Source organism: Kitasatospora purpeofusca, assembly GCF_000718025.1.
In the GTDB taxonomy this organism is placed as follows: Bacteria; Actinomycetota; Actinomycetes; order Streptomycetales; family Streptomycetaceae; genus Kitasatospora; species Kitasatospora purpeofusca.
Window position 1 is genome coordinate 451,721 of record NZ_JODS01000001.1, and the last position, 22,642, is coordinate 474,362.

At 74.1% G+C, this 22,642-nt stretch carries 22 protein-coding genes, 1 pseudogene and 1 riboswitch; of the genes and pseudogenes, 12 read left to right on the top strand and 11 right to left on the bottom strand.

From position 1 onward, the window contains the following. Positions 1-64: 64 nt before the first annotated feature. Positions 65-979 carry a methylenetetrahydrofolate reductase [NAD(P)H] gene (gene metF / locus IF01_RS0102095; RefSeq protein WP_030391468.1) on the bottom strand — a complete coding sequence of 305 codons (915 nt, stop codon included), beginning with the start codon at positions 977-979 and terminating at the stop codon, positions 65-67. A 258-nt stretch (positions 980-1,237) separates the two neighbouring features. On the opposite strand from metF, the gene IF01_RS0102100 reads away from it, so the two are divergent. After that, positions 1,238-2,305, top strand: a complete 1,068-nt coding sequence (locus IF01_RS0102100; RefSeq protein ID WP_030391469.1) for a polyprenyl synthetase family protein — start codon at positions 1,238-1,240, stop codon at positions 2,303-2,305. A 61-nt stretch (positions 2,306-2,366) separates the two neighbouring features. On the opposite strand, the gene thiE is transcribed toward IF01_RS0102100, so the two are convergent. From thiE to IF01_RS0102115, 3 genes are all read right to left on the bottom strand, one after another. Continuing rightward, positions 2,367-3,014 (bottom strand): thiamine phosphate synthase, encoded by a 648-nt coding sequence (gene thiE, locus IF01_RS0102105; RefSeq protein ID WP_030391470.1) that lies wholly within the window; start codon positions 3,012-3,014, stop codon positions 2,367-2,369. Then, complete coding sequence (locus tag IF01_RS0102110; protein WP_030391471.1) at positions 3,008-3,373, bottom strand: Rv2175c family DNA-binding protein; 366 nt, start codon at positions 3,371-3,373, stop codon at positions 3,008-3,010. The genes thiE and IF01_RS0102110 overlap by 7 nt, the downstream gene beginning before the upstream one ends. A gap of 65 nt (positions 3,374-3,438) precedes the next feature. Beyond that, positions 3,439-4,665 (bottom strand): NAD(P)/FAD-dependent oxidoreductase, encoded by a 1,227-nt coding sequence (locus tag IF01_RS0102115; protein WP_051754821.1) that lies wholly within the window; start codon positions 4,663-4,665, stop codon positions 3,439-3,441. A gap of 108 nt (positions 4,666-4,773) precedes the next feature. Beyond that, a riboswitch (TPP riboswitch) is annotated at positions 4,774-4,886 on the top strand. Here IF01_RS0102115 and thiO point away from each other — a divergent pair. The 4 genes from thiO (at position 4,881) to pknB (ending at position 8,980) form a co-directional block, all read left to right on the top strand. Further along, positions 4,881-6,044: a glycine oxidase ThiO gene (gene thiO, locus IF01_RS0102120; RefSeq protein WP_030391473.1), complete on the top strand. Its 1,164-nt coding sequence runs from the start codon at positions 4,881-4,883 to the stop codon at positions 6,042-6,044. (Overlaps the previous riboswitch by 6 nt.) Continuing rightward, positions 6,041-6,274 carry a sulfur carrier protein ThiS gene (thiS, locus tag IF01_RS0102125; RefSeq protein WP_030391474.1) on the top strand — a complete coding sequence of 78 codons (234 nt, stop codon included), beginning with the start codon at positions 6,041-6,043 and terminating at the stop codon, positions 6,272-6,274. The genes thiO and thiS overlap by 4 nt, the downstream gene beginning before the upstream one ends. Before the next feature lie 3 nt (positions 6,275-6,277). After that, positions 6,278-7,075: a thiazole synthase gene (locus IF01_RS0102130; protein WP_030391475.1), complete on the top strand. Its 798-nt coding sequence runs from the start codon at positions 6,278-6,280 to the stop codon at positions 7,073-7,075. Between the two features lie 102 nt (positions 7,076-7,177). Further along, the gene (pknB, locus tag IF01_RS0102135; RefSeq protein WP_157855139.1) at positions 7,178-8,980 is read left to right on the top strand and encodes a Stk1 family PASTA domain-containing Ser/Thr kinase; all 1,803 of its coding nucleotides are present in this window, start codon (positions 7,178-7,180) and stop codon (positions 8,978-8,980) included. A 60-nt stretch (positions 8,981-9,040) separates the two neighbouring features. Here the strand turns inward: pknB and IF01_RS0102140 are convergent, their stop codons facing one another. Beyond that, positions 9,041-9,670 (bottom strand): sulfite oxidase-like oxidoreductase, encoded by a 630-nt coding sequence (locus IF01_RS0102140; RefSeq protein ID WP_030391477.1) that lies wholly within the window; start codon positions 9,668-9,670, stop codon positions 9,041-9,043. A 235-nt stretch (positions 9,671-9,905) separates the two neighbouring features. On the opposite strand from IF01_RS0102140, the gene bfr reads away from it, so the two are divergent. Beyond that, positions 9,906-10,385, top strand: a complete 480-nt coding sequence (gene bfr / locus IF01_RS0102145) for a bacterioferritin (RefSeq protein ID WP_030391478.1) — start codon at positions 9,906-9,908, stop codon at positions 10,383-10,385. A 34-nt stretch (positions 10,386-10,419) separates the two neighbouring features. Here the strand turns inward: bfr and IF01_RS43450 are convergent, their stop codons facing one another. Together IF01_RS43450 and IF01_RS0102155 are read right to left on the bottom strand one after the other, a co-directional pair. Next, positions 10,420-10,701: a (2Fe-2S)-binding protein gene (locus IF01_RS43450; RefSeq protein ID WP_051742008.1), complete on the bottom strand. Its 282-nt coding sequence runs from the start codon at positions 10,699-10,701 to the stop codon at positions 10,420-10,422. A 154-nt stretch (positions 10,702-10,855) separates the two neighbouring features. After that, a complete protein-coding gene (locus IF01_RS0102155) occupies positions 10,856-12,193 on the bottom strand; it encodes a class II 3-deoxy-7-phosphoheptulonate synthase (protein ID WP_030391480.1) in 1,338 nt (445 codons plus the stop codon). A 310-nt stretch (positions 12,194-12,503) separates the two neighbouring features. Between IF01_RS0102155 and IF01_RS0102160 the strand changes: the two genes are divergently transcribed. Further along, positions 12,504-14,441 (top strand): anthranilate synthase family protein, encoded by a 1,938-nt coding sequence (locus tag IF01_RS0102160; protein WP_030391481.1) that lies wholly within the window; start codon positions 12,504-12,506, stop codon positions 14,439-14,441. A 69-nt stretch (positions 14,442-14,510) separates the two neighbouring features. On the opposite strand, the gene IF01_RS0102165 is transcribed toward IF01_RS0102160, so the two are convergent. From IF01_RS0102165 to IF01_RS0102175, 3 genes are read right to left on the bottom strand one after another with little or no spacing between them, the layout of a single operon-like run. Then, positions 14,511-15,209, bottom strand: coding sequence for a response regulator (locus IF01_RS0102165; RefSeq protein WP_030391482.1), 699 nt, complete (start codon positions 15,207-15,209; stop codon positions 14,511-14,513). A gap of 25 nt (positions 15,210-15,234) precedes the next feature. Further along, entirely contained in the window at positions 15,235-16,452 is a 1,218-nt protein-coding gene (gene macS, locus IF01_RS0102170) for a MacS family sensor histidine kinase (protein ID WP_369826237.1), read from the bottom strand. A gap of 37 nt (positions 16,453-16,489) precedes the next feature. After that, on the bottom strand, positions 16,490-17,338 hold the full coding sequence (locus tag IF01_RS0102175; RefSeq protein WP_037778794.1) for a lysophospholipid acyltransferase family protein: 849 nt from the start codon (positions 17,336-17,338) through the stop codon (positions 16,490-16,492). A 286-nt stretch (positions 17,339-17,624) separates the two neighbouring features. Between IF01_RS0102175 and IF01_RS0102180 the strand changes: the two genes are divergently transcribed. From IF01_RS0102180 to IF01_RS49570, 5 genes and pseudogenes are all read left to right on the top strand, one after another. Then, complete coding sequence (locus IF01_RS0102180) at positions 17,625-18,419, top strand: alpha/beta hydrolase (protein ID WP_037778630.1); 795 nt, start codon at positions 17,625-17,627, stop codon at positions 18,417-18,419. A gap of 10 nt (positions 18,420-18,429) precedes the next feature. Further along, positions 18,430-19,293, top strand: coding sequence for a hypothetical protein (locus tag IF01_RS51325; RefSeq protein ID WP_051754823.1), 864 nt, complete (start codon positions 18,430-18,432; stop codon positions 19,291-19,293). A gap of 340 nt (positions 19,294-19,633) precedes the next feature. Next, positions 19,634-21,196 (top strand): DUF11 domain-containing protein, encoded by a 1,563-nt coding sequence (locus IF01_RS41195; protein WP_157855140.1) that lies wholly within the window; start codon positions 19,634-19,636, stop codon positions 21,194-21,196. A 56-nt stretch (positions 21,197-21,252) separates the two neighbouring features. After that, a pseudogene (locus tag IF01_RS49560) lies at positions 21,253-21,387 on the top strand (hypothetical protein); the annotation flags it as partial. 161 nt (positions 21,388-21,548) lie between these two features. Continuing rightward, positions 21,549-21,806, top strand: a complete 258-nt coding sequence (locus IF01_RS49570; RefSeq protein ID WP_279617245.1) for a calcium-binding protein — start codon at positions 21,549-21,551, stop codon at positions 21,804-21,806. A 66-nt stretch (positions 21,807-21,872) separates the two neighbouring features. Here the strand turns inward: IF01_RS49570 and IF01_RS0102195 are convergent, their stop codons facing one another. After that, positions 21,873-22,637, bottom strand: coding sequence for an endonuclease/exonuclease/phosphatase family protein (locus tag IF01_RS0102195; RefSeq protein WP_051742013.1), 765 nt, complete (start codon positions 22,635-22,637; stop codon positions 21,873-21,875). Between the last annotated feature and the right edge of the window lie 5 nt (positions 22,638-22,642).

The following is a 22,642-nucleotide window of genomic DNA, read 5'->3' on the forward strand; positions in this document are numbered from 1 at the left end:
GCATCGCGTTCCCACCCGTCGGGCGTACCGGGAAGGACGTCCCGAAGGGTGGGAAGCGCGCAGCTCAGCGCTGGTGCAGACCGAGGTTCTGGTAGATCTCCAGGGTCGCGGTGGAGTGGTTCAGGGTGATGAAGTGCAGGCCGGGGGCACCCTCGGCGAGCAGCCTCTCGGACATCGCGGTGGCGTGCTCCATCCCGATCTCGCGCAGCGCCACCGGGTCGTCGATGACCGCGCGCAGCCCGGCCTCCAGCTCGGCCGGGAAGGGCGCGCCGCTCAGCTGGGGGAACCGCTCCAGCTGCCGGGCGTTGGTGACCGGCATGATCTCCGGGATGATCGGCGTCTCGCAGCCGGCGGCCGTCACCCGGTCGCGCAGCCGCAGGTAGTCGTCGACCTCGAAGAACATCTGGGTGATGGCGTAGTCGGCGCCGGAGCGGATCTTCGCCACGAAGTGCCGGATGTCCTCGTCCCAGTCGGTCGACCGCGGGTGCATGTTGGGCGAGGCCGCCACGCCGACGCAGAAGTCGCCGATGCCCTTGATCAGCTCGACCAGCTCGTAGGCGTAGGTGACGCCCTCCGGGTGGCGGACCCACTCGCCCATCGGGTCGCCGGGCGGGTCGCCGCGCACCGCGAGGACGTTGCGGACACCCTGGTCGGCGTACTGGCCGATGATGTTGCGCAGCTCCGCGACCGAGTGGTCGACTGCGGTCAGGTGGGCGACCGGGGTGAGCGTGGTCTCGGTGGCGATCCGGCCGACCATGTTCACCGTGCGCTCCCGCGAGGAGCCGCCGGCGCCGTAGGTCATGCAGACGAAGTTGGGGTCGAGCGGTTCGAGCCGCCGGATGGCGTCCCAGAGCTTCTGCTCGCCGACCTCGGTGCGGGGCGGCATGAACTCGAAGGAGAAGGACCGCTTGCCCGCCGCCAGCAGGTCGCGGACGGTCTGTGCGCGGTCCGGTCTGGTCGAAGCGATACCGAGTGCCATGGTGGCAGGTTAGCCGTCGGCGGAAGGGCACGGACAACTCCGTCCCATGTTTTGAGACATTGGATGGACGGGGGGCGAACCCCGGACGGACGGCACCGGGGGCGGGTGCGACACCCGTGTGAACAGCGCTTCACCCGTCCGGCCGGAACTCGCCCGTACGGCTGTTCTCCTCCGCCCCGGATACCCTTGCTGCACCACAGCTACCTCCGGAGCCCCATCGTGACCTCGTCCAGCCCGCGGCCGGCCAACCCCATTGACATGGAGGACGTGCGCGAGCGCGTCAACGCCGCCCTCGTCGGCTTCATGGACGGCCAGTCGGCCCTGCTCAGCAAGGTCTCCCCGCAGCTGGACCCGGTCACCGACGCGCTGCGGGACTTCCTGCTGGACGGCGGCAAGCGGCTCCGCCCGGCCTTCTGCTACTGGGGCTGGCGCGGCGCCGGCGGCCCGGCGAGGGGCGAGGGGATCACCCGGGCGGCGGCGGCGCTGGAGCTGCTTCAGGCCAGCGCGCTGGTCCACGACGACCTCATGGACCGCAGCGACACCCGGCGCGGCCTGCCCTCCGTGCACCGCCGCTTCGAGGCGCTGCACCGCGCCCGGGGGTGGCGCGGCGACCGCGAGCAGTACGGCGCCTCGGCCGCGGTGCTGCTCGGCGACCTGCTGCTGATCTGGTGCGACGAACTGTTCCTGAACTCCGGCCTGGACCCGGAGGCGGTGCTGGCCGCCAAGCCGATGTTCGACCTGATGCGCACCGAGGTCATGGTCGGCCAGTACCTGGACGTGCTGGAGCCGGTCGCCGGGGACTCCACCGACGGCGGCGCGCTGGAGCGGGCGCAGACCGTCCTGCACTACAAGTCGGCCAAGTACACGATCGAGCGGCCGCTCCAGGTCGGCGCGCTGCTCGCGGGCGCCGAGCCCCGGCTGGTGGAGGCCTACGGGGCGTTCGGCCTGCCGCTGGGCGAGGCGTTCCAGCTGCGGGACGACCTGCTCGGTGTGTTCGGCGACCCGGCGGTCACCGGCAAGCCGGCCGGCGACGACCTGCGCGAGGGCAAGCGGACGCTGCTGGTCGCGCACGCCATGCGGGGGCTGCCGGCCGACGAGGCGCGCCGGTTGGACGAGCGGCTGGGCGCACCCGACCTGACGCCCGCCGAGGTCGCCGGGCTGCGCGAGCTGGTGGCCCGCAGCGGGGCCCCGGAGCGGGTGGAGCGGCGGATCGACGAGCTGCTGCGCCAGTCGCTGGGGGCGCTGGACGCGGCCCCGCTGGCGGACGGGCAGGCCCGGACGGCCCTGCTGGCACTGGCCGAGGCCGCCACCGTCCGCAAGTACTGAGCCGGACGACGACGGCCCCGGAAGAGCGCGAGGGCCTCGGAAGGGCCCACGGGCCCCGGGGTCAGACGGCGCGCAGCCGCCGGGCGAACTCGGCGGCCGCCGCGCCCGGGTCCTCGGCCGCGGTGATGGCCCGGACGACCACCACCCGGTGGGCCCCGGCGGCCAGCACCTCGTCCAGGTTGCCGAGGTCGATCCCGCCGATGGCGAACCACGGCCGCCCGGTGGACAGCTTCGCCGCGTACTCGACCAGGCCGAGTCCCGGCGCGAAGCGGCCCGGCTTGGTCGGGGTCGGCCAGACCGGACCGGTGCAGAAGTAGTCGACGCCGGGCTCGACGGCCGCCGCGTCCACCTCCGACTCGGCGTGGCAGGAGCGCCCGATCAGCACGTCCTCGCCGAGGATCGCGCGCGCGGCCGGCACCGGCAGGTCGTCCTGCCCGAGGTGCAGCACGTCGGGGCCGGCCGCGTGGGCGACATCGGCCCGGTCGTTGACCGCGAGCAGCTTGCCGTGCCGGCGGCAGGCGTCGGCGAAGACCTCCAGCGCGGCCAGCTCCTGCTTGGCCTCCAGGCCCTTGTCCCGGAGCTGGACGATGTCCACGCCGCCGGCCAGCGCGGCGTCCAGGAACTCCGCCAGGTCGCCCTGCTCGCGCCGGGCGTCGGTGCACAGGTACAGCCGGGCGTCGGCGAGCCGGTCGCGCCGGTCCGTCACCACGCCATCGCCTGGGCCCGGCGCTTGACCTCGGTGGCCCGGTTCTCGCAGAGCGCCTGCATCGGGGTGCCGGGCAGCGACGGGTCCTCGGTGAACATCCACACCAGGATCTCGTCGTCGTTGAAGCCGCTGTCGCGCAGCACCGTCAGCGTGCCGAGCAGGTGCTTCACCAGGCCGGTCTCGTCGATGAAGGCCGCCGGGACCTGCAGCGACTTGTTGGGGCCGCGGCGGACGGCGATCAGCTCACCCTTCTTGACCATGTTGCGGACCTCGGTGATCACCACACCCCACCGCTCGGAGATGTCCGGCAGGTAGAGCCACGCGGGGACCAGGGATTCAATCTTGGCTTCGATCTCACTCACCCCCCCAGACTGCCACCTCCGCAGCCCCCCGCGCACCAATAGCCCTCCCGGCGGCCGCCCCGCGGCTACCCGGCGAGCGCCGACTTCAGCGGAACGGCCGGGTCGGCCGCCCGGGCCCGGTCCAGTACGGCGCCGCGCTCGACCAGCCGGCGGCCCTGGGTCAGGTCGCGCGGCCGGTCCACGGCGAGCAGCGCCCGCAGCACGCCGTCGCGCAGCCACAGCACCGACCAGTCGGCGTCGTCCGGCGAGCCGCGCCAGAGCAGCTCGTCCTCCGCGCCGTGCCGTCCGGCGTACTGCACCATCCGCCCGAACTGCTCCGACCAGAAGTACTGCACCGGGTCGTACGGCGGCGCGTCCGTGCCGAGCAGGGTGGCGGCGGCGGCCTCGCCGGACTGCAGCGCGTGGTCCCAGTGCTGGACGGTCAGCCGGGTGCCGGAGCGCGCCGAGGGGTAGCCGACGCAGTCGCCGGCCGCGAGCACGCCCGGCACGGTGGTGCGCAGCCGCTCGTCCACCAGGACGGCGCCGGCCGCGTCCAGCGCGACGCCGGTGCCGGCCAGCCAGCCGGTGGCCGGGCGGGCGCCGATGCCGACCACGACCTCGTCCGCGGGCAGCCGCGAGCCGTCGGCGAGCAGCACCGCGCCCGGTTCGACGGCGGCCACCCCGGTGCCGCAGCGCAGCCCGATCCCGGCCTCGGCGTACCAGGCGGCCATCGCCCGGCCGACCTCGGTGGGCAGCGCGCCGGGGACGGGCGCCGGACCGGCCTCGACCACGGTCACCTCGCAGCCGGCCGCCCGGGCGGCGGTGGCCACCTCGGCGCCGATCCAGCCCGCCCCGACCAGCACCAGGCGCAGGCCGGGGCGGAGCAGGGCGCGCAGCGCCAGCGCGTCGTCCAGGGTGTGCAGCAGGTGGGCCCGCTCCGCTCCGGGCAGGACCCGCGGTTCGGAGCCGGTGGCGATCAGCAGCGCGTCGTACCGGACGTCCCCGGCGTCGGTGTGCAGCGTGCCGGCCGCGCCGGGGCCGCCCGGGGTGAGCCCGGTGGCGCGGCGGCCGGCGAGCAGTTCGACGTCGAGCTGCCCGAAGTCGAGGTCGAGCGCGGTGCTGTCGGTCTTGCCGAGCAGGACGTCCTTGGAGAGCGGCGGCCGGTCGTAGGGCGCGTGCGGCTCCTCGCCGACCAGCGTGATCCGCCCCTCCCAGCCGTCCCGCCGCAGCACCGCGGCGCACTGCGCCCCGGCCAGCCCGGCGCCGACCACGACCACCCGATCCGTCTGTCCCGTACCGCTCAGCTCAGCCACGCCCGTCACTGTACTGAGCCCGGTCGCAGGCCCTCGGACCTAGGACCGCCTCCGGGCCGGGGCCCTCACGGGCACCTTCAGCGGCCGGACCCCCCGGAGTTAAGGTGGGGGCACCATCACGGGAGCCCGGCGGACCGGGCTGAGAGGCGGGCTGGCACGGCCCGCGACCGTCCGAACCTGATCCGGGTCATACCGGCGAAGGGAGAGCAGCGACTTTGACACGCTTGGCATCGGGCGACCGCGCCGAGGTGCTGGTGGTCGGCGGCGGGATCATCGGGCTCGTGGTCGCCTGGCAGGCGGCCCGGCGGGGCCTCGGGGTCACCGTGCTCGACCCGGCCCCCGGCGGCGGCGCCGCCCAGGTCGCGGCCGGCATGCTCGCCCCGGTCACCGAACTCCAGTACGGCGAGGAGCCCCTGCTCCACCTCGGCATGGCCTCCAACGAGCGCTGGGCGGCCTTCGCCGCCGACCTGACCGAGGCGAGCGGCGGCCTGGACACCGGCTACCGGCAGTGCGGCACCCTCGCCGTCGCCCTGGACTCCGACGACCGCGAGGAACTGCGCGAACTGCACGCCTTCCACCGGCGGCTCGGCCTGGACTCGCAGTGGCTCACCGGCCGCGAGGCCCGCCGGCTGGAGCCGATGCTCGCCCCCGGCGTGCGCGGCGGACTGCACGTCACCGACGACCACCAGGTGGACGGCCGCCGGCTGGCCGCCGCCCTGGTCCGGGCCTGCGAACGGGCCGGCGCGGTGCTGCGCCGCGCCGAGGCCGCCGAACTGCTGGTCGAGGGCGACCGGGCCACCGGCGTCCGGCTCGCCGACGGCACGGTCCTCGGCGCCGGGCAGGTCGTGCTCGCGGCCGGCTCGCGCAGCCACCTGCTGGCCGGCCTGCCGCCCGGCGTGCTGCCCGCGATCCGCCCGGTCAAGGGCCAGGTGCTGCGGCTGCGGGTGCCGGAGGCCTACCGGCCGTTCCTGTCCCGCAACGTCCGCGCCGTCGTCCGCGGCGGCCACATCTACCTGGTGCCGCGCGCCGACGGCGAGCTGGTGATCGGCGCGACCACCGAGGAGCAGGGCCACGACACCACGGTCACCGCCGGCGGCGTCTACGAGCTGCTGCGCGACGCGCACGAGCTGGTGCCCGGCATCACCGAGCTGCCGCTGGTGGAGACCGGCGCCGGACTGCGGCCCGGCTCGCCGGACAACGCGCCGCTGCTCGGCCCGACCGCCCTGCCCGGCCTGGTCGCCGCCACCGGCCACTACCGCAACGGCGTGCTGCTGACGCCCGTCACCGGCGACCTCCTCGCCGAGTACCTGGCCACCGGCGACCTGCCGGAGCTCGCCCGCCCGTTCTCCCCCCACCGATTCACGAAGGTCCCGGCATGAGCCCCCGCACCAGCGACACCCCCCCGAACGTCCGGCTGAGCGTCAACGGCGAGCCGCGCGAGGTGCCCGCCTCGACCACCCTGGCCGAGGTCGTCGCCACCCTCAGCGAGGCCCACTCCGGGGTCGCCGCCGCCCTCAACGAGACCGTGGTGCCGCGCACCCGGTGGCCGCTCACCGCGCTGTCCGCGGGTGACCGGATCGAAATCCTCACCGCCGTCCAGGGAGGCTGACCGATGGCCGACGACCTTCTCACCATCGCCGGGGAGTCCTTCTCCTCCCGGCTGATCATGGGCACCGGCGGCGCCCCCAGCCTGGAGATCCTGGAGCAGGCCCTCCAGGCGTCCGGCACCCAGCTGACCACGGTGGCGATGCGCCGGGTCGACGCCGCCACCCAGGGCTCGGTGCTCGACGTCCTGACCCGCAACGGCATCCGGGTGCTGCCCAACACGGCGGGCTGCTTCACCGCCGGCGAGGCCGTGCTGACCGCCCGGCTGGCCCGCGAGGCGCTCGGCACCGACTGGGTGAAGCTCGAGGTGATCGCCGACGAGCGGACCCTGCTGCCGGACCCGATCGAGCTGCTGGACGCCGCCGAGACCCTGGTCGACGACGGCTTCACGGTGCTGCCGTACACCAACGACGACCCGGTGCTGGCCCGCAAGCTGGAGGACGTCGGCTGCGCGGCGATCATGCCGCTGGGCTCGCCGATCGGCTCCGGGCTCGGCATCCGCAACCCGCACAACTTCCAGTTGATCGTGGAGGGCGCCGGGGTCCCGGTGGTCCTGGACGCCGGCGCCGGCACCGCCTCGGACGTCGCGCTGGCGATGGAGCTGGGCTGCGCCGCGGTGATGCTGGCCTCCGCGGTCACCCGGGCCCAGGACCCGGTGCTGATGGCCGACGCGATGCGGCACGCCGCCGAGGCCGGCCGGCTCGCGTACCGGGCCGGCCGGATCCCGCGCCGCTTCCACGCCGAGGCCTCCTCCGCGATGGCCGGCCGCGCCGACCTCGACACCCGTGAGCGTCCCGCGTTCTGAGGAGAGTCCCGACGTCCGTCCGGTGTCACGAAGCGGGCACAGAGCGGCCCCCGGAGCGGTGTCTCCGGGGGCCCTCCGATCCCGACGGCCTAGACTCGCCGGGTGGACATGGCTTTGCGCGACCCCCTGATCGGTACCCTGCTCGACGGCCGGTACCGGGTCGAGCGGCGGATCGCCGCCGGTGGGATGTCCACCGTGTACCGGGGCACCGACACCCGGCTCGACCGGGTCGTCGCGCTCAAGGTGATGCACCCCTCGCTGGCCGGGGACGCCGCGTTCACCGCCCGCTTCATCCGCGAGGCCAAGGCCGTCGCCCGGCTCGCCCACCCCAACGTGGTCAATGTCTTCGACCAGGGCGCGGACGGCGGCCATGTCTTCCTCGCCATGGAGTACGTGCCCGGCCGCACCCTGCGCGACCTGCTGAACGACCGCGGCGCGCTCTCCGTCCGGGCCGCGCTGGACATCCTGGAGCCGGTGCTCGCCGCGCTCGGCGCCGCACACCGGGCCGGGCTGGTGCACCGCGACGTCAAGCCCGAGAACGTCCTGATCAACGACGACGGCCTGGTCAAGGTCGCCGACTTCGGCCTGGTCCGGGTGCTGAACGCCGCCGACGGCGTGGCCTCCTCCAGCACCTCGACCACCGACACCGTGCTCGGCACCGTCTCCTACCTGGCGCCCGAACAGATCCACCCCGGCGCCGAGACCGACCGGCGGGTGGACGTCTACGCGGCCGGCATCCTGCTGTACGAGATGCTCACCGGCACCCGGCCGCACACCGGCGAGAACCCGGTCCAGGTGATGTACCGCCATCTGCACGAGGACGTCCCGCCGCCGTCCGCGACCGTGCCCGGCGTGGTGCCCGAACTGGACGCGATAGTGGCCGGGGCCTGCGCCCGCGACCGCGACCTCCGCCCGTACGACGCGGTGGAACTGCTCGCCGCGCTCCAGCGGGTCCGCCGCGGGCTCACGCCTGCCCAGCTGGACGCCGAGCCGCCCGCCTCCACCCGCCCCAGCCCCCGGTACCCGACCGGCGAGGCGACCTCGGTGCTCACCCCGGTGGCCCCGGCGGCCCCGGTCGAGCGCACCAGCGTGCTGGACGTGCCGCCGGACGTCATGGAGCAGCTGCTCACCGAACCCCGCCCGTACGACGAGCCGCCGCCGGACCGGACGCCCCGCGGCCGCCGGTCCGGCTCGGCCCGGCGGTCCGGGTCCTCCCGCCGGCGGCTGCCGCGCAAGCCGCTGGTCTGGGCGGCCGTGCTCACCGCCCTGGTGCTGCTGGTCGGCGGGGCGACGTACGCGATCTCGGGCGCGGTGTACGGCACGGTGCCGGGCGTGCTCGGCAAGGACCGGGCCGAGGCGGAGCGGATCCTCGACGCCGCCGGCATGCACGGGCGGATCACCGAGGTGTACAGCGAGTCCGTCCCGGCCGGCCAGGTGGTCGCGGCCGACCCCGGGGTCGGCACCCGGTCCCGGAAGAGCGACACCGTGACGCTGACCGTCTCGCGCGGGCCGAAGCGGATCGCCGTGCCGGACCTGGTCGGCAAGCCGTCCGCGCAGGCGGCCCCGGCGCTGGCCGGGGTGCAGCTGGCGGCCGGCACGGTGACCTCGACGTTCAGCGACACCGTGCCGGAGGGCTCGGTGATCAGCAGCTCGCCCGCCGCCGGGGAGCAGGTGGCGGAGAACACTCCGGTGGCGCTGGTGGTCAGCAAGGGCATGGTGGCGGTCCCGGACGTGACCGGGATGAGCAAGGAGGCCGCGGAGAAGGCGCTCCAGGCGGCCGGGTTCGCGATGCAGAGCAACGGGGTCAACCTGTTCGGCACCGGCAAGGTGACCGGTCAGTCCCCGGCGGCCGGTGAGCGCAAGCCGCAGCGCACCGTGGTGACGGTCACCTTCCCGTTCTTCTAGGAGCCGCCCCGGTCTCCCCCTCCGGGAGCCGCCCCGGCCCGGGAGCGCGCGCCCCGCGCCCTACCGGAGCGGGCCGTCGCCCGGCTCCTCCTGGTGGGAGTAGCGCTGCTCGCGCCACGGGTCGGCCCGGTTGTGGTAGCCGCGCTCCTCCCAGAAGCCGCGCCGGTCGGCCCGCATGTACTCGACCGCCCGGACCCATTTGGGCCCCTTCCAGGCGTACAGCCGGGGGACGACCAGTCGGACCGGGAAGCCGTGCTCGGCGGTGATCGTCTCGCCGTTGCGGTGGGTGGCGAGCAGGGTGTCGGGGGCGGCGAAGTCGGCGAGCCGCAGATTGGCGCTGTAGCCGTACTCGGCCCAGACCATGACGTGAGTGACATCCCGGTCCGGGGGTACCAGGTCGAGCAGCAGTGCGGCGGACACCCCGGTCCAGTCGCTGTCGAGCACCGAGAAGCGGGTGACGCAGTGCAGATCGGCCCGGACGGTGGTGCGGGGCAGGGCGTTGAAGCCCTCGAAGTCCCAGCTGTGCTTCTCGGCCAAGGCGGTCGCACCGAACACCTGGAGGTCCCAGGTCAGGGGCTTGAACCGGGGCACCGGTCCGTAGTGCAGGGCGGGCCAGCCGCGTTGGACCCGCTGGCCCGGCGGGAGCCGGGGGTCAGACGGCGACGACGGTTCTTGTTCGGACTGACCCATGGATCCATGGTGACAGACGGCGGGCGGCGGGCCGCGCGCGCCCCTTGACCGCCTCGCACGCCCCGCTCGTACGGCTCAAGACCCGGCAAATCGGATATTCCGACACATGTCCTAGTGAGTGTGAACTTACTGGAATTTCTTCCCGCCCCGGTGCCAGGATGCGTGCAGCCGGAGGGTAACGGCCCCGTCCAGCTCCCACAGCAGCCCGCACGCAGAGCAGCAGGAAGGCAGCGCCATGAAGGGCGACACCGAAGTCATCGAGTTCCTGAACGAACAGCTCACCGCCGAGCTGACCGCGATCAATCAGTACTTCCTGCACGCCAAGATGCAGGAGAACTTCGGCTGGACGAAGCTCGCCAAGTACACCCGGCACGAGTCCTTCGACGAGATGAAGCACGCCGAGGTGCTCACCGACCGGATCCTCTTCCTCGACGGCCTGCCCAACTACCAGCGGCTGTTCCACGTCCGGATCGGCCAGACGGTCAAGGAGATGTTCGAGGCGGACCGGCAGGTCGAGGTCGAGGCGATCGACCGGCTCAAGCGCGGGATCGTGGTGATGCGCGCCAAGAACGACGTCACTTCGGCGAACATCTTCGAATCGATCCTGGAGGACGAGGAGCACCACATCGACTACCTCGACACCCAGCTCGAACTGCTGGAGAAGCTCGGGGAGGCGCTCTACCTCGCGCAGCTGATCGAGCAGCCGGAGTCCTGACCGGGGCCGGGCGCCGTGGCCCGCGGGCCGGGGCTCAGGCGACGCGCAGTGCTGCCACGGGTACCGGTGCCGGGACCGGCTCGGAGTCCTCGGAGTCGGCACCCGGATCGGCCAGACCCAGCTTGGCGGCCAGCCGAGCGGTCGGGCAGGGCCGGGCGCCGTGCTCGCCGAGCAGGGCCTGGATGCGCCGGACGCAGGATCCGCAGTCGGTGCCGGCCTTGCAGCCCTTGGCGATCCGGCGCGGGGTGTCGGCCCCCGCGTCTATCGCCCGCTTCACCTGGTCCTCGGTGACCGCATGGCACATGCACACGTACATCGCGGTCTCTCCCGGGGGCTGAGCGAGTGGATCTTGACTAAGGCTTGCCTTAGTTCACTAAGCCTCACCTTACCCGTCGATCCGGGCACGCAAAAGCCTCTCCGGCCGGGGAAAACCCCAGGCCGGAGAGGCTTCGCTCACATTCGGGCCGTTCTCAGACGGTGCCGCGGTACATCTCGGCGACCAGGAAGGCCAGGTCCAGCGACTGGCTACGGTTGAGCCGCGGGTCGCAGGCCGTCTCGTAGCGCTGGTGCAGGTCGTCGACCAGCACCTCGTCGCCGCCGCCGACGCACTCGGTGACATCGTCGCCGGTCAGCTCCACGTGGATGCCGCCCGGGTGGGTGCCGAGCGCCCGGTGCACCTCGAAGAAGCCCTTGACCTCGTCGAGCACGTCGTCGAAGCGGCGGGTCTTGTGACCGCTGGACGCCTCGAAGGTGTTGCCGTGCATCGGGTCGCAGATCCAGACCGGCTGCGCGCCCGAGGCGGTGACCTTCTCCACCAGGGTCGGCAGGGCGTCGCGGACCTTGCCCGCGCCCATCCGGGTGATGAAGGTGAGCCGGCCGGGCTCGCGCTCCGGGTCCAGCTTCTCGATCAGGGTGAGCGCCTCGTCGACCGTGGTGGTCGGGCCGAGCTTCACACCGATCGGGTTGCGGATCTTCGAGGCGAACTCGATGTGCGCGTGGTCCAGCTGACGGGTGCGCTCGCCGATCCACACCATGTGGCCGGAGACGTCGTACAGCTCGCCGGTGCGCGAGTCCACGCGGGTCAGCGCGGTCTCGTAGTCCAGGACCAGCGCCTCGTGGGACGAGAAGAACTCGACCGTCCGGAACTCCTCCGGCGCGACACCGCAGGCGTTCATGAACGCCAGCGCGTTGTCGATCTCGCGGGCCAGCTGCTCGTAGCGCTGACCGGCCGGCGAGTTGCGCACGAAGTCCTGGTTCCAGGCGTGCACCTGGCGCAGGTCCGCGTAGCCACCGGTGGTGAAGGCGCGCACCAGGTTGAGCGTCGCGGCGGACGCGTTGTACATCCGCTTCAGCCGCTCCGGGTCCGGGATCCGGGACTCGGGGGTGAACTCGAAGCCGTTCACCGAGTCGCCCCGGTAGACCGGCAGGGTCACGCCGTCGCGGGTCTCGGTCGACTTCGAGCGCGGCTTGGAGTACTGGCCGGCGATCCGGCCGACCTTCACCACCGGCACGGAGGCCGCGTAGGTGAGCACGGCCGCCATCTGCAGCAGGGTCTTGAGCTTGTTGCGGATGTGCTCCGCCGAGACGCCGTCGAAGGCCTCGGCGCAGTCGCCGCCCTGCAGCAGGAACGCCTCTCCACGGGCCACGGCTCCGAGTCGGGCGCGCAGCTGGTCGCACTCGCCGGCGAAGACGAGCGGCGGATACGAGGCGAGGTCCGCAAGGGTCTTGCGCAGAGCCTCTTGGTCCGGCCATTCGGGCTGCTGCGCCGCGGGCAGGGTTTGCCAGGTGTGGGGATTCGTCACGGTCACGCGGTCAAGGCTACGGGGTGCGGCAACCGAATTGTGACCACCGCCCGAGGGATGAGACACCTTGCGGACAATCGGGTGACGGGCCTCACGGCCGTCCGGGGATCCGCTAGGCTCGGTCCCGTGAACACGCCGCACACCCGATCCTGGTGGTGGGCCGACCCTCCGGGTGGCCCACAGTCAGCGCGTTCCTAGACGCACACGACGGCCGCCCCCCGGGGCGGCCGTCGGCGTTCCACCAGCCGGTCGGCAGCCTCCCGGAGCGGAAACCCCACCCCGCCGCAGAAGCCATCCCGGAAGGAACGCCGCCACCGTGACCAGTGCCGCCGACCTGCTCGCCCGCCTCACCGCCGCCGACGCGCCGGCCTTCGCCCTGCTGCACCGCCGCACGCCCCGCACCGCCCCGGACACCGTCGAGATCCTGCTCGGCACCGTCGGCAGCCACGACCGGCTGGCCGACCTGCCGGTCCGCCACGGCGTCCCCGCCGACGGCCCCGTGCACGACCTGCTGGCGCTGGTCCCCTACCGGCAGATCCGCGAGCGCGGCTTCGAGGCGCACGACGACGACACCCCGCTGCAGGCCCTCTCCGTCACCGAGCAGTACGCCCTGCCGCTGGCCGAGGTCACGGCCGCGCTGCCGCAGCTCCCGGTCGCCCTGACCGACGGCGGCTTCGACATCGCCGACGCCGAGTACGCGGAGATCGTCCGCCGGGTGATCGAGGACGAGATCGGCCGCGGCGAGGGCGCCAACTTCGTCATCCGCCGCGACTTCACCGCGACGCTCGAGGAGTTCTCGCCCGCGCTCGCCCTCACCCTGTTCCGGCGGCTGCTGGACCAGGAGCGCGGCGCCTACTGGACCTTCCTGGTGCACACCGGCGACCGGGTGCTCGTCGGCGCCTCCCCCGAGGTGCACGTCCGGCAGAGCGGCGGGACGGTCGTGATGAACCCGATCTCCGGCACCTACCGCTATCCCGCGGCCGGCTCCGACCTGGACTCGCTGATCTCCTTCCTCCACGACCCCAAGGAGTTGGAGGAGCTGACCATGGTGGTCGACGAGGAACTCAAAATGATGTGCACCGTCGGCGACCTCGGCGGCCAGGTGCTCGGCCCCCGGCTCAAGGAGATGTCCCACCTCGCGCACACCGAGTACGAGCTGCGCGGCCGCACCTCGCTGGACGTCCGCGAGGTGCTGAAGGAGACCATGTTCGCCGCCACCGTCACCGGCAGCCCGGTGCAGAACGCCACCCGGGTGATCAAGCGGTACGAGCGCGGCGGCCGCGGCTACTACTCCGGCGCGCTCGCCCTGATCGGCCGCTCGGCCAGCGGCGGCCAGCTGCTGGACTCCCCGATCTGCATCCGCACCGCCGACATCGACCCGGCCACCGGCCGGCTCGCCGTCCGGGTCGGCGCCACCCTCGTCCGCCACTCCGACCCGGACGGCGAGGTCGCCGAGACCCACGCCAAGGCCGCCGGGGTGCTCACCGCGATCGGCGCCCGCCCGGCGCCCGCCCGGACGGCCGGCCGGAACAGCCCGCGACTCGCCGACCACCACCGCGTCCAGGCCGCGCTGGACGCCCGCCGGGCCGGCCTCGCCCCGTTCTGGCTGCGGATGCAGCAGCCGGCCCGGATCACCGAGGAACTGGAGACCCTCGTCGTCGACGGCGAGGACACCTTCACCGCGATGCTCGGCCACCTGCTGACCTCGCTCGGCCACCGGGTCACCGTGGCCCGGTTCGACGAGCCGGGCCTGCGCGAGCGGGTCGCCGCCCACCCCGGCGCGCTGGTGCTCGGCCCCGGCCCGGGCGACCCGGCCGCCGCCGACGACCCCAAGATGGCCGTACTGCGCCCGATCGTCACCGACGCGCTGGCCGCCGTCCGGGCCGGCCGGCGCACCGCCCCGCTGCTCGCCGTCTGCCTCAGCCACCAGCTGCTGTCCGGCGCGCTCGGGCTGCCGCTGGTCCGCAAGGCGGTGCCGTACCAGGGCGCGCAGGAGAGCGTGGACCTCTTCGGCGAGCAGCGGACCGTCGGCTTCTACAACACCTTCACGGCGCGCTGCACCGACGCCGACGCCGCCCGGCTGGCCGCCGCCGGCGTCGAGGTGGCCCGGGACCCGCTGACCGGGGACGTGCACGCGCTGCGCGGGCCGGGCTTCGCCGGGCTGCAGTTCCACCCCGAGTCGGTGCTCACCAGGGACGGCGTGGAGATCGTCGCCGGGCTGCTGCGCGGAGCGGTGGCCGGCGTCCCGCGCTGAGCCGCTGTCACCGGGCCGATTCCGGTGACGCCCGGGCGGGGTGGTCTGTCCGCACACCCCGCCCGGGCGTCACACCGCGTCGTCCAGCCCCTGCTCGATCGCGTACCTGACCAGCTCGACCCGGTTGTGCAGCTGGAGCTTGCCCAGGGTGTTCTGGACGTGGTTCTGCACCGTGCGGTGGGAGAGCACCAGCCGATCGGCGATCTGCTTGTACGACAGCCCCTTGGCGACCATCCGCAGCACCTCGGTCTCCCGGGCCGTCAGCTGCGGGACGACCGGCGCGGCCGGGACGGGCGGCTCGGCCGCCAGCCGGCGGAACTCGCCGAGCACCAGCCCGGCCAGGCCGGGGGTGAACACCGCGTCGCCGACGGCGGTGCGGCGCACCGCGTCGAGCAGTTCCTCCCGCCCGGCCGACTTGACCAGGTAGCCGGTCGCACCCGACTTCACCGCCTCCAGCACGTCCGCGTGCTCGCCGCTGGCGGACAGCACCAGGACCCGCACCGACGGGTCGTGCCCGACCACCTGGCGGCAGACCTCGGCGCCGGAAAGGCCGGGCAGGTTGAGGTCGAGCACCACGACCTGCGGGGAGCAGGCACGGGCCCGGCGGACGGCCTCCTCACCCTCCCCGGCGGTGGCCACCACGTCCAGCCCGGCCTCGGCGAGGTCCCGGGAGACGGCGTCGCGCCACATCGGGTGGTCGTCCACCACCATCACCCGCACCGGACGGGCGGCGGCCGCCTGCTGATCGGTCGACAGGTCGGTGGTCATGCGCGGAACCCTTTCGCGGGAGGTGTCACAGGAGGCCGGCCGGGGCGCCGGACGAGGTGCGCGGGACCCTGAGCTCCACCTCGACGCCCTCCCCGGGCGCCGAGTACAGCTCCGCGGTGCCGCCGAGGTCCAGCAGCCGGCCCCGGATCGACTGGGAGACGCCGAGCCGCCCGGCCCGCTCCGCCTCGCCGAGCCGCCCGGGCGCGAAGCCCGGACCGTCGTCGCGGACCGAGACGGTGACGGCCTCCGGCTCGTCCTCGACCAGGATCCAGGCCCGTGCCCCGGGCCCGGCGTGCCGGCGCACATTGTCCACCGCGGCGCCGACGGCGGCGGCCAGCTCACCGGCGGTCCGCCCGGGCAGCAGCACCGGGGTGCCGGGGGCCGAGACGGTCACCCGCTCGTCGGTGTACGGGGCGAGCAGGGCCCGGAGGTCCTGCGGCTGCTCCGGCGCGCGCTGCTCGGGCAGCGGTCCGCCGCTCATCAGCGCGCGCAGGGCGCGTTCCTGCTCGCCGGCCAGCCGCCCCAGCTCGGTGAGGTCGGCCCCGCCGGCCGGGGGCTCGGTACCCCGGCGCTGGACCAGCGCGAGCACCTGCAGCACCCCGTCGTGGATGTCCCGGGAGAGCCGCTCCCGCTCCCGGGTGGCCGCCTCGACCTGGAGCGCCCGGGTGAGCGTCGCCTCACTGGCCCGGGCCAGTTCGATCACATAGCCGATCGCGCAGCCGGCCACCATGAGCAGCACGATGTTGTGGAGGTTGTCGCCGGTCGCGCCGCCGTGGCCGAGGATGTTGGCCACCCCGATCACCGAGCCGGCCGCCGCCGCCCACCGCCAGCCGCCCCGGCCGGCGAAGCCGAGCACGGTGCCGGCCGCCCAGATGGTGGGCAGGGTCGGCGCGCCGTGGCTGATCCGGGAGGGCTCGTCGACCATGCCGCTCATCACGATGCCGGTGACGACGAGCGTGAGATCGGTGGCGAGCACGTACCAGGTGCAGCGCTGCGGACCGGAGAAGGCCCGGGTGGAGGCGAGCGTCCAGAGGGTCAGCGCGCCGAGGTAGATCCAGCCCGCGACGGGGTGCAGGAACTCCAGGTAGGAGTCGAAGTAGCGGAGCAGCGCGTAGCCCAGGGCCAGCACCCGGAACGAGGAGATCGCCCGCCAGAGCGGCAGTTCGACGGACATGCCGCCCGCCGCCACCGCCGCGCCGACCGTGCCCGGGCGCGCCGCCCCGGCTCTGCCGCCGTCCGTCATCCCTGTCGCCCTCCCCCGGCGCCGGGTCCGCCCCGACTCAGGCCGGCCCGGTGTCCTTCTGCTGCTCCTGCGCGGCCTTCTCCTGCTGGGCCTTCTCCTGCTGGGCCTTTTCCGCCTCGGCCTTCTCCAGCTTCTCCGCCTCGGCCTTCTCGGCCTTGGCGGCGGCCTGCTCGGCCTTCTGCACGGCCTTGCGCTCGGCGTCGGCCTTCTTCTTGTCGTCGGCCAGCTGCCGCTTGGCGGCGGTCGCGTAGATGTCCACGTACTCCTGGCCGGACAGCCGCATGATCTCGTACATCACCTCGTCCGTCACCGAACGGAGGATGAAGCGGTCGTTCTCCATGCCGTGGTAGCGGGAGAAGTCCAGCGGGCGGCCGATCCGGATGCCCGGGCGGGTGCCGAAGTTCGGGATCACCTGGCCGGGCGGCTGCACCTTCTCGGTGTCGATCATCGCGACCGGGATGACCGGCGCGCCGGTGGCCAGGGCGACGCGGGCCAGGCCGCCGACCTTGCCCCGGTAGAGCTTGCCGTCGGGCGAGCGGGTGCCCTCCGGGTAGACGCCGAACAGCTCGCCCCGGTCCAGCACGGCGATCGCCGAGCGGATCGCCGCCTCGCCGGCGCCGCGCACGCCCGAGCGGTCGACCGGGAGCTGGCCGACGCCCTTGAAGAAGGCGGCGGTCAGGCGACCCTTGATGCCCGGCGTGGTGAAGTACTCCGCCTTGGCGATGAAGGTCACCCGGCGCTTGATCAGCGCGGGGAAGAAGAAGGAGTCCGAGAACGAGAGGTGGTTGCTCGCGATGATCGCGGCACCCTCGGTGGGGATGTTCTCCTCACCCTCGATCCACGGCCGGAAGAAGATCCGAAGCAGTGGCGCGACGATCATCTTCATCAGTCGGTAGAACAACCCGGGCCTCCTGTATTGCGGACCGGTCGATCCTAATGCCCTTCGGTGTCCGCCCGTGCCCCGCCCCGCCCCGGCGGGGTGTTCCGGGGGCGGGGCGGCCCGGTGCCCGGCGGGGGTGTACGGGGCGGGCGGGCACGTGGGACGATGCGAATTCCGCAGCCTCCGGTGCCGGCCGGTCCCCGGGCGCTCCCGCACGTCCAGCGCGTACCGCTCGTACCAGCGCCACCTCCAGCGCCACCCTCCAGCGTCCTCGCCCGCGAAGGAGCCCGCCATGTCGCTGCTGCCCGGCGCCGAACCGTACCGCCACCGGGGCGGGCCGGTGGGCGTCCTGCTCTGCCACGGGTTCACCGGCTCCCCGCAGTCGCTGCGGCCGTGGGCCGAGGACCTGGCCCGGGCCGGGTACACGGTCGGGCTGCCGGTGCTGCCGGGCCACGGCACCCGCTGGCAGGACATGCAGCTCACCCGCTGGGAGGACTGGTACGCCGAGGTCGAGCGGGAACTGCTCACGCTGGCCGGGCAGTGCGAGCGGGTCTTCGTCTTCGGGCTGTCGATGGGCGGCGGGCTGGCGCTGCGACTGGCCTCCGTGCACGGGCCGAGGATCGCCGGGCTGGTGCTGGTCAACCCGTCGGTGCGGTCGGACAACCCCGCGAGTGTCATTCTGCCGGTGCTGCGGCACCTGGTGCCGAGCGTGCCCGGCGTCGCCAACGACATCGCCCGGCCCGGCGCGGACGAGCTGGCCTACGACCGCACCCCGCTGCACGCCGCCTGGTCGCTGGCCCGGCTCTGGAAGGACGTCCAGGCCCGGCTGCCCCGGGTGACCCAGCCGGTGCTGCTCTTCCGCAGCCCGCAGGACCACGTGGTCTCCGCGGCCAACTCCGAGCTGGTGCTGGCCCGGATATCCTCGACCGATGTGACGGAGCGGCTGTGCCAGCGCAGCTACCACGTCGCGACGCTGGACCACGACGCGGGGGAAATATTCGCGGCCGCCCAGGACTTCATCCGACGGTTGGCTCCCGCGCACGCGGCGGGCGTCACTCCGGTGAAATCCGACCACCACCAAGGCTGAAGGGCCGGAAGTGCACGAGAGCAGCACGGCGGGCGGCGAGGACGACGCGCCCCGCGAGGACGGTGCGACCACGGGCGGCGCGCGGCCGGGCGCCGGGCGGGCCGACGGCGAGCAGACGGGCCGGGGCCCGGCCGGGGGCGCGGCGGCCCCGGCGACGGGCGGCGAGGCCACGACGGCCGGCGCGTCCGGGTCCGGCTCGGGTCCGGGGACGGCCTCGGGTCCGGTTTCCGGCTCGGGTCCGGTTTCCGGCTCGGGCACGGCTTCGGGCTCCGGCTCCGGTGACGCCCCGGTGGCGGGCGAGGGCGGCGGTACGGCCGAGCCGTCCCGGACGCGGCGCGCGCCCGAGCGCAGCCAGGCCGAGCAGGACGAGATCTTCGCCGCGCTGGTAGCCCAGTTCGACGACCCGGTGGACCTCAACAACCCCAACTGGCCCGAGGTCGAGAACCTCCGGGCACGCAACGAGCTCAAGGGCTTCAAGGACCCCGGCGCCGACCGGCTCCCCGGCGAGCCCGGCGACCTCTCCGACCTGGCGCCCCAGCCGCGCCCCCGCTCCGGCCGTCCGGTGATGCCGGCCGCCGGCTCCGCCGGGCCGCGCGACTTCGAGCTGTCCGAGGAGACCGACGAGGGCCACTTCGTCCCGCCGGAGCCGCCGCCGCTGCCCGAGGCCGACACCACGGCCAAGTTCGCCTGGCTGGCGGTGCTCGGCGGGCCGGCGCTGCTGCTCTTCGACGCGGTGGTCTGGCGCGAGGTCTCCGGCTGGCCGGCCTGGGTCGGGGTGGCCTCCTTCCTCGGCGGTTTCGCCACCCTGGTGGTCCGGATGAAGGACCGCGACGAGGACGAGCCCGAGGACCCGCACGGCGGCGCCGTCGTCTGACGCTCCGCTTCCCTCGCCCGGGCCGCTCCCGGACGTCCGTCGCACGGCCTCCCGGGCACCGCCCGGGAGGCCGTCGGCGTGCCGGACCGGTTCCGCGGTCACTCCTCGGGGTGGAGTTCGGCGGCCAGTGGGTGCAGTGGCGCCCGGCCCTGCCGGGCCGTCGCGGGGGGCGACCCGAAGCTGTGTGCCGACGCCCCGGGACCGGGTGCCCATCGTGCACGAAGGGGCCCGTCCGGGGTGGCGGGTGCGCGGTGCACCCGTGAGGCGACGCCGCCGCCGCGAGGACCTCGGCACGAGGACCACCGGACCAGGGGTCGGCGTGACGACGAGGAGACTCGAAGTGGACCGTTTGCCCATGTCCAAGTCCAAGTCCAAGCCCGAGCGCGGGTCCGGACCGAGATCCGGCGCCTGGCCGGGATCCGGTCGGCTGGGCGCGGCGGTGGCCGCTGGCCTGCTGCTCGCACTGGCGGTCCCCGGGGCGGCGCTCGCCGCGCCCGGCGACCTCGATCCGGCCTTCGGCACCGGCGGGAGGACGACCACCGACTTCGGCGGCGGGGGCGACGAGGCCCGCGGTGTCGTCGTCCAGACGGACGGCCGGATCGTCGTGGCCGGCTACGCGGGTGCCGGCGACGACTTCGCCCTCGCCCGGTACAACACCGACGGCTCGCTGGACACCGGCTTCGGCACCGGCGGCAAGGTGACGACGGACTTCGCCGGCGGCTCGGACGAGGCCCGCGGCCTCGCCCTCCAGGCCGACGGCAGGATTGTGGCGGTCGGGCGCAGCGAGGTGCCCGAGGGCGGCGTCGGCTGGTTCTCGGTGGCCCGGTACAACACCGACGGCTCGCTGGACACCGGCTTCGGCACCGGCGGCAAGGTGACCGTCGACTTCGGCACCGGCGGCGCCGACGACGCGTTCGGCGCGGCGGTGCAGGGTGACGGGCGGATCGTCGTCGCGGGTCTGACGGGGGGTGACTTCGCGCTGGCCCGGCTCAATGCCGACGGCACCCTCGACAGCGGCTTCGACTCCGACGGCAAGGTCACCACCGACTTCGACGGCGGTGCCGACGCGGCCCGCGCCGTGGCGGTGCAGAGCGACGGGAGGATCGTCGCCGCCGGGTACACCGGCAGCGGCGGAGGCAACTACGACTTCGCCCTCGCCCGGTACACCGCGAGCGGCGCCCTCGACACGGGCTTCAGCAGCGACGGCAAGGTCGCCACGACGTTCGGCGGCGTCGAGTTCGCCCACGCGGTGGCCCTGCAGCCCGATGGGAAGATCGTCGCCGCCGGGTACACCGGCGGCGATTTCGCGCTGGCCCGCTACAACAGCGCCGGCAACCTCGACGGCGGTTTCGACACCGACGGCAAGGTCACCACCGACTTCGGCGGCAGCGAGATCGCCTACGGCGTCGCGGTGCAGTCCGGCGGCGCGATCGTCGCCGTCGGCTCCACGGTGTCGGGCGGCGCCAGTGACTTCGCGCTCGCCCGCTACACCCCGAGCGGCGCCCTCGACACCGGCTTCAGCGGCGACGGCAGGACCACCACCGACTTCGGCGGGGGCTTCGACCAGGCGCTGGGCACCGCCGTCCAGGCGGACGGCCGGATCCTCGCGGCCGGCTTCAGCGACGGTGACGCGGCCCTCGCCCGCTACGACGGCGCGGCCGGCACGCCGGCCGGGGTCGACCTCTCGGTCACCAAGACCGGTCCCGCCACCGTCACCGCCGGCGGCCAGGCCCCGTACACCGTGACGGTCACCAACAACAGCGCCGCGGCCGCCACCGGGGTGACCCTCACGGACTCGCTGACCGGCCCGGGCACCGTGCTCTCGGCCACGCCGGGCCAGGGCAGCTGCACCACCACCGCCACCGGCGCCAACTGCGCTCTCGGCACCCTCGCGGCGGGCTGAACGCCCCGGCCGGTGTCGACCTGGCCGTCACCCGGAGCGCTCCCAGCACCACCAGCATCGGCGACACCCCGTCGTACACCGTGACGGTCACCAACCGCGGCACCGGCCAGAGCGCCACGGGCGTCACCCTCACGGACTCGCTCACCGGCCCGGGCACCGTGCTCTCGGCCACGCCGGGCCAGGGCAGCTGCACCACCACCGCCACCGGCGCCAACTGCGCTCTCGGCACCCTCGCGGCGGGCCGGCCAACAACACCGCCACCACGAACACCGGCGTCAACAACGCCCACGGCTGCACGATCATCGGTACCGCCAACGGCGAGACCCTGTTCGGCACCGGCGGCAGCGACGTCATCTGCGCCCTCGGCGGCAACGACACGGTCAACGCGGGCGGCGGCAACGACACCGTCTACGCCGGCTCGGGCAACGACACGGTCGACGGCGGGTCCGGCAACGACACGCTCCTCGGCGGCCTCGGCAACGACCGTCTGACCGGTGGCATCGGCAACGACTCGCTCAACGGCGGCCCCGGCACCGACACTCTGAACGGTGGCTCCGGCACCGACAGTTGCACCGCGGCGGCGGGTGACACCGTCATCAGCTGCCCTTAGCACTCCCCCGGCGGTACGTCGGCGCGGCGCGGCACCCGAGCGGGTGTGCCGCGCCGCGCGGCCGTGTCACCGGCCGGCGGCGCCCGGTCCCGGTGCGGGCAGCCGGAGCACGGCCAGGACCGGCAGGTGGTCGGTGGCGGCGAGCAGGTCGGCCCCGGTGACGCCGGGCAGTCCGTGCGGGACGCCGCAGGACAGCACCTCGATGTCGGGGGTGGCGAAGACGGCGTCGAGCCGCTGGTAGGGGTTCTCCGGCACGGAGGTCATCTCGCCGCCCCAGGGCGCCACCGTGTAGCCGTCCTGGAGCCGCTCGGCCAGCGACCGCCAGCCGGGCCCGTCCGGGTGCTCGTTGAAGTCCCCGGCGATCACGCCGGGTCCGGCGTACCGCAGCTGTCCGGCGAGCAGTCCGAACTGCCGCAGCCGCTCGTCCGCGTCCAGGCTGAGGTGGCAGCTGGTGACGGTGAACGGCGCCGCGTCGGCCACCTCGACCAGCGCGGTCGCGAAGCCGCGCGCGTGCAGCCCCCTGGTCTTCGGCAGCAGCCGGTCGTGGACGGCCAGCAGCCGGACGCCGGGGCGGCCTAGCAGCAGCGGCCCGGCCGCGGTCCGGCCGCCGCCGCTCAGCACCACGGTGCCGGTCGCCCGGGCGAGCCAGGCGGCCTGCCCCTCGGGGCGCCAGTAGCGCGGCGACTCCTGTACGCAGACGAGGTCCGGCTCGCAGGCCCGGATCACCCGGGCGAGCGCCTGCCGGTCGTCCCGCAGGGAGCGGACGTTGTAGCTGAGCAGCCGGATCCTGCCCGGTGCGGGCGGCGGAAGTTCGGCCGGTGCGGCGGTCATGGGCG

What these genes read in the sequence shown, in the direction of transcription:
- metF (WP_030391468.1), bottom strand. Translation starts at nt 979, where the DNA reads ATGGCACTCGGTATCGCTTCGACCAGACCGGACCGCGCACAGACCGTC.
- IF01_RS0102100 (WP_030391469.1), top strand. Translation starts at nt 1,238, where the DNA reads ATGGAGGACGTGCGCGAGCGCGTCAACGCCGCCCTCGTCGGCTTCATG.
- thiS (WP_030391474.1), top strand. Translation starts at nt 6,041, where the DNA reads ATGAGCCCCCGCACCAGCGACACCCCCCCGAACGTCCGGCTGAGCGTC.
- IF01_RS0102130 (WP_030391475.1), top strand. Translation starts at nt 6,278, where the DNA reads ATGGCCGACGACCTTCTCACCATCGCCGGGGAGTCCTTCTCCTCCCGG.
- IF01_RS0102140 (WP_030391477.1), bottom strand. Translation starts at nt 9,670, where the DNA reads ATGGGTCAGTCCGAACAAGAACCGTCGTCGCCGTCTGACCCCCGGCTC.
- bfr (WP_030391478.1), top strand. Translation starts at nt 9,906, where the DNA reads ATGAAGGGCGACACCGAAGTCATCGAGTTCCTGAACGAACAGCTCACC.
- IF01_RS43450 (WP_051742008.1), bottom strand. Translation starts at nt 10,701, where the DNA reads ATGTACGTGTGCATGTGCCATGCGGTCACCGAGGACCAGGTGAAGCGG.
- IF01_RS0102165 (WP_030391482.1), bottom strand. Translation starts at nt 15,209, where the DNA reads ATGACCACCGACCTGTCGACCGATCAGCAGGCGGCCGCCGCCCGTCCG.
- macS (WP_369826237.1), bottom strand. Translation starts at nt 16,452, where the DNA reads ATGACGGACGGCGGCAGAGCCGGGGCGGCGCGCCCGGGCACGGTCGGC.
- IF01_RS0102175 (WP_037778794.1), bottom strand. Translation starts at nt 17,338, where the DNA reads ATGAAGATGATCGTCGCGCCACTGCTTCGGATCTTCTTCCGGCCGTGG.
- IF01_RS0102180 (WP_037778630.1), top strand. Translation starts at nt 17,625, where the DNA reads ATGTCGCTGCTGCCCGGCGCCGAACCGTACCGCCACCGGGGCGGGCCG.
- IF01_RS0102195 (WP_051742013.1), bottom strand. Translation starts at nt 22,637, where the DNA reads ATGACCGCCGCACCGGCCGAACTTCCGCCGCCCGCACCGGGCAGGATC.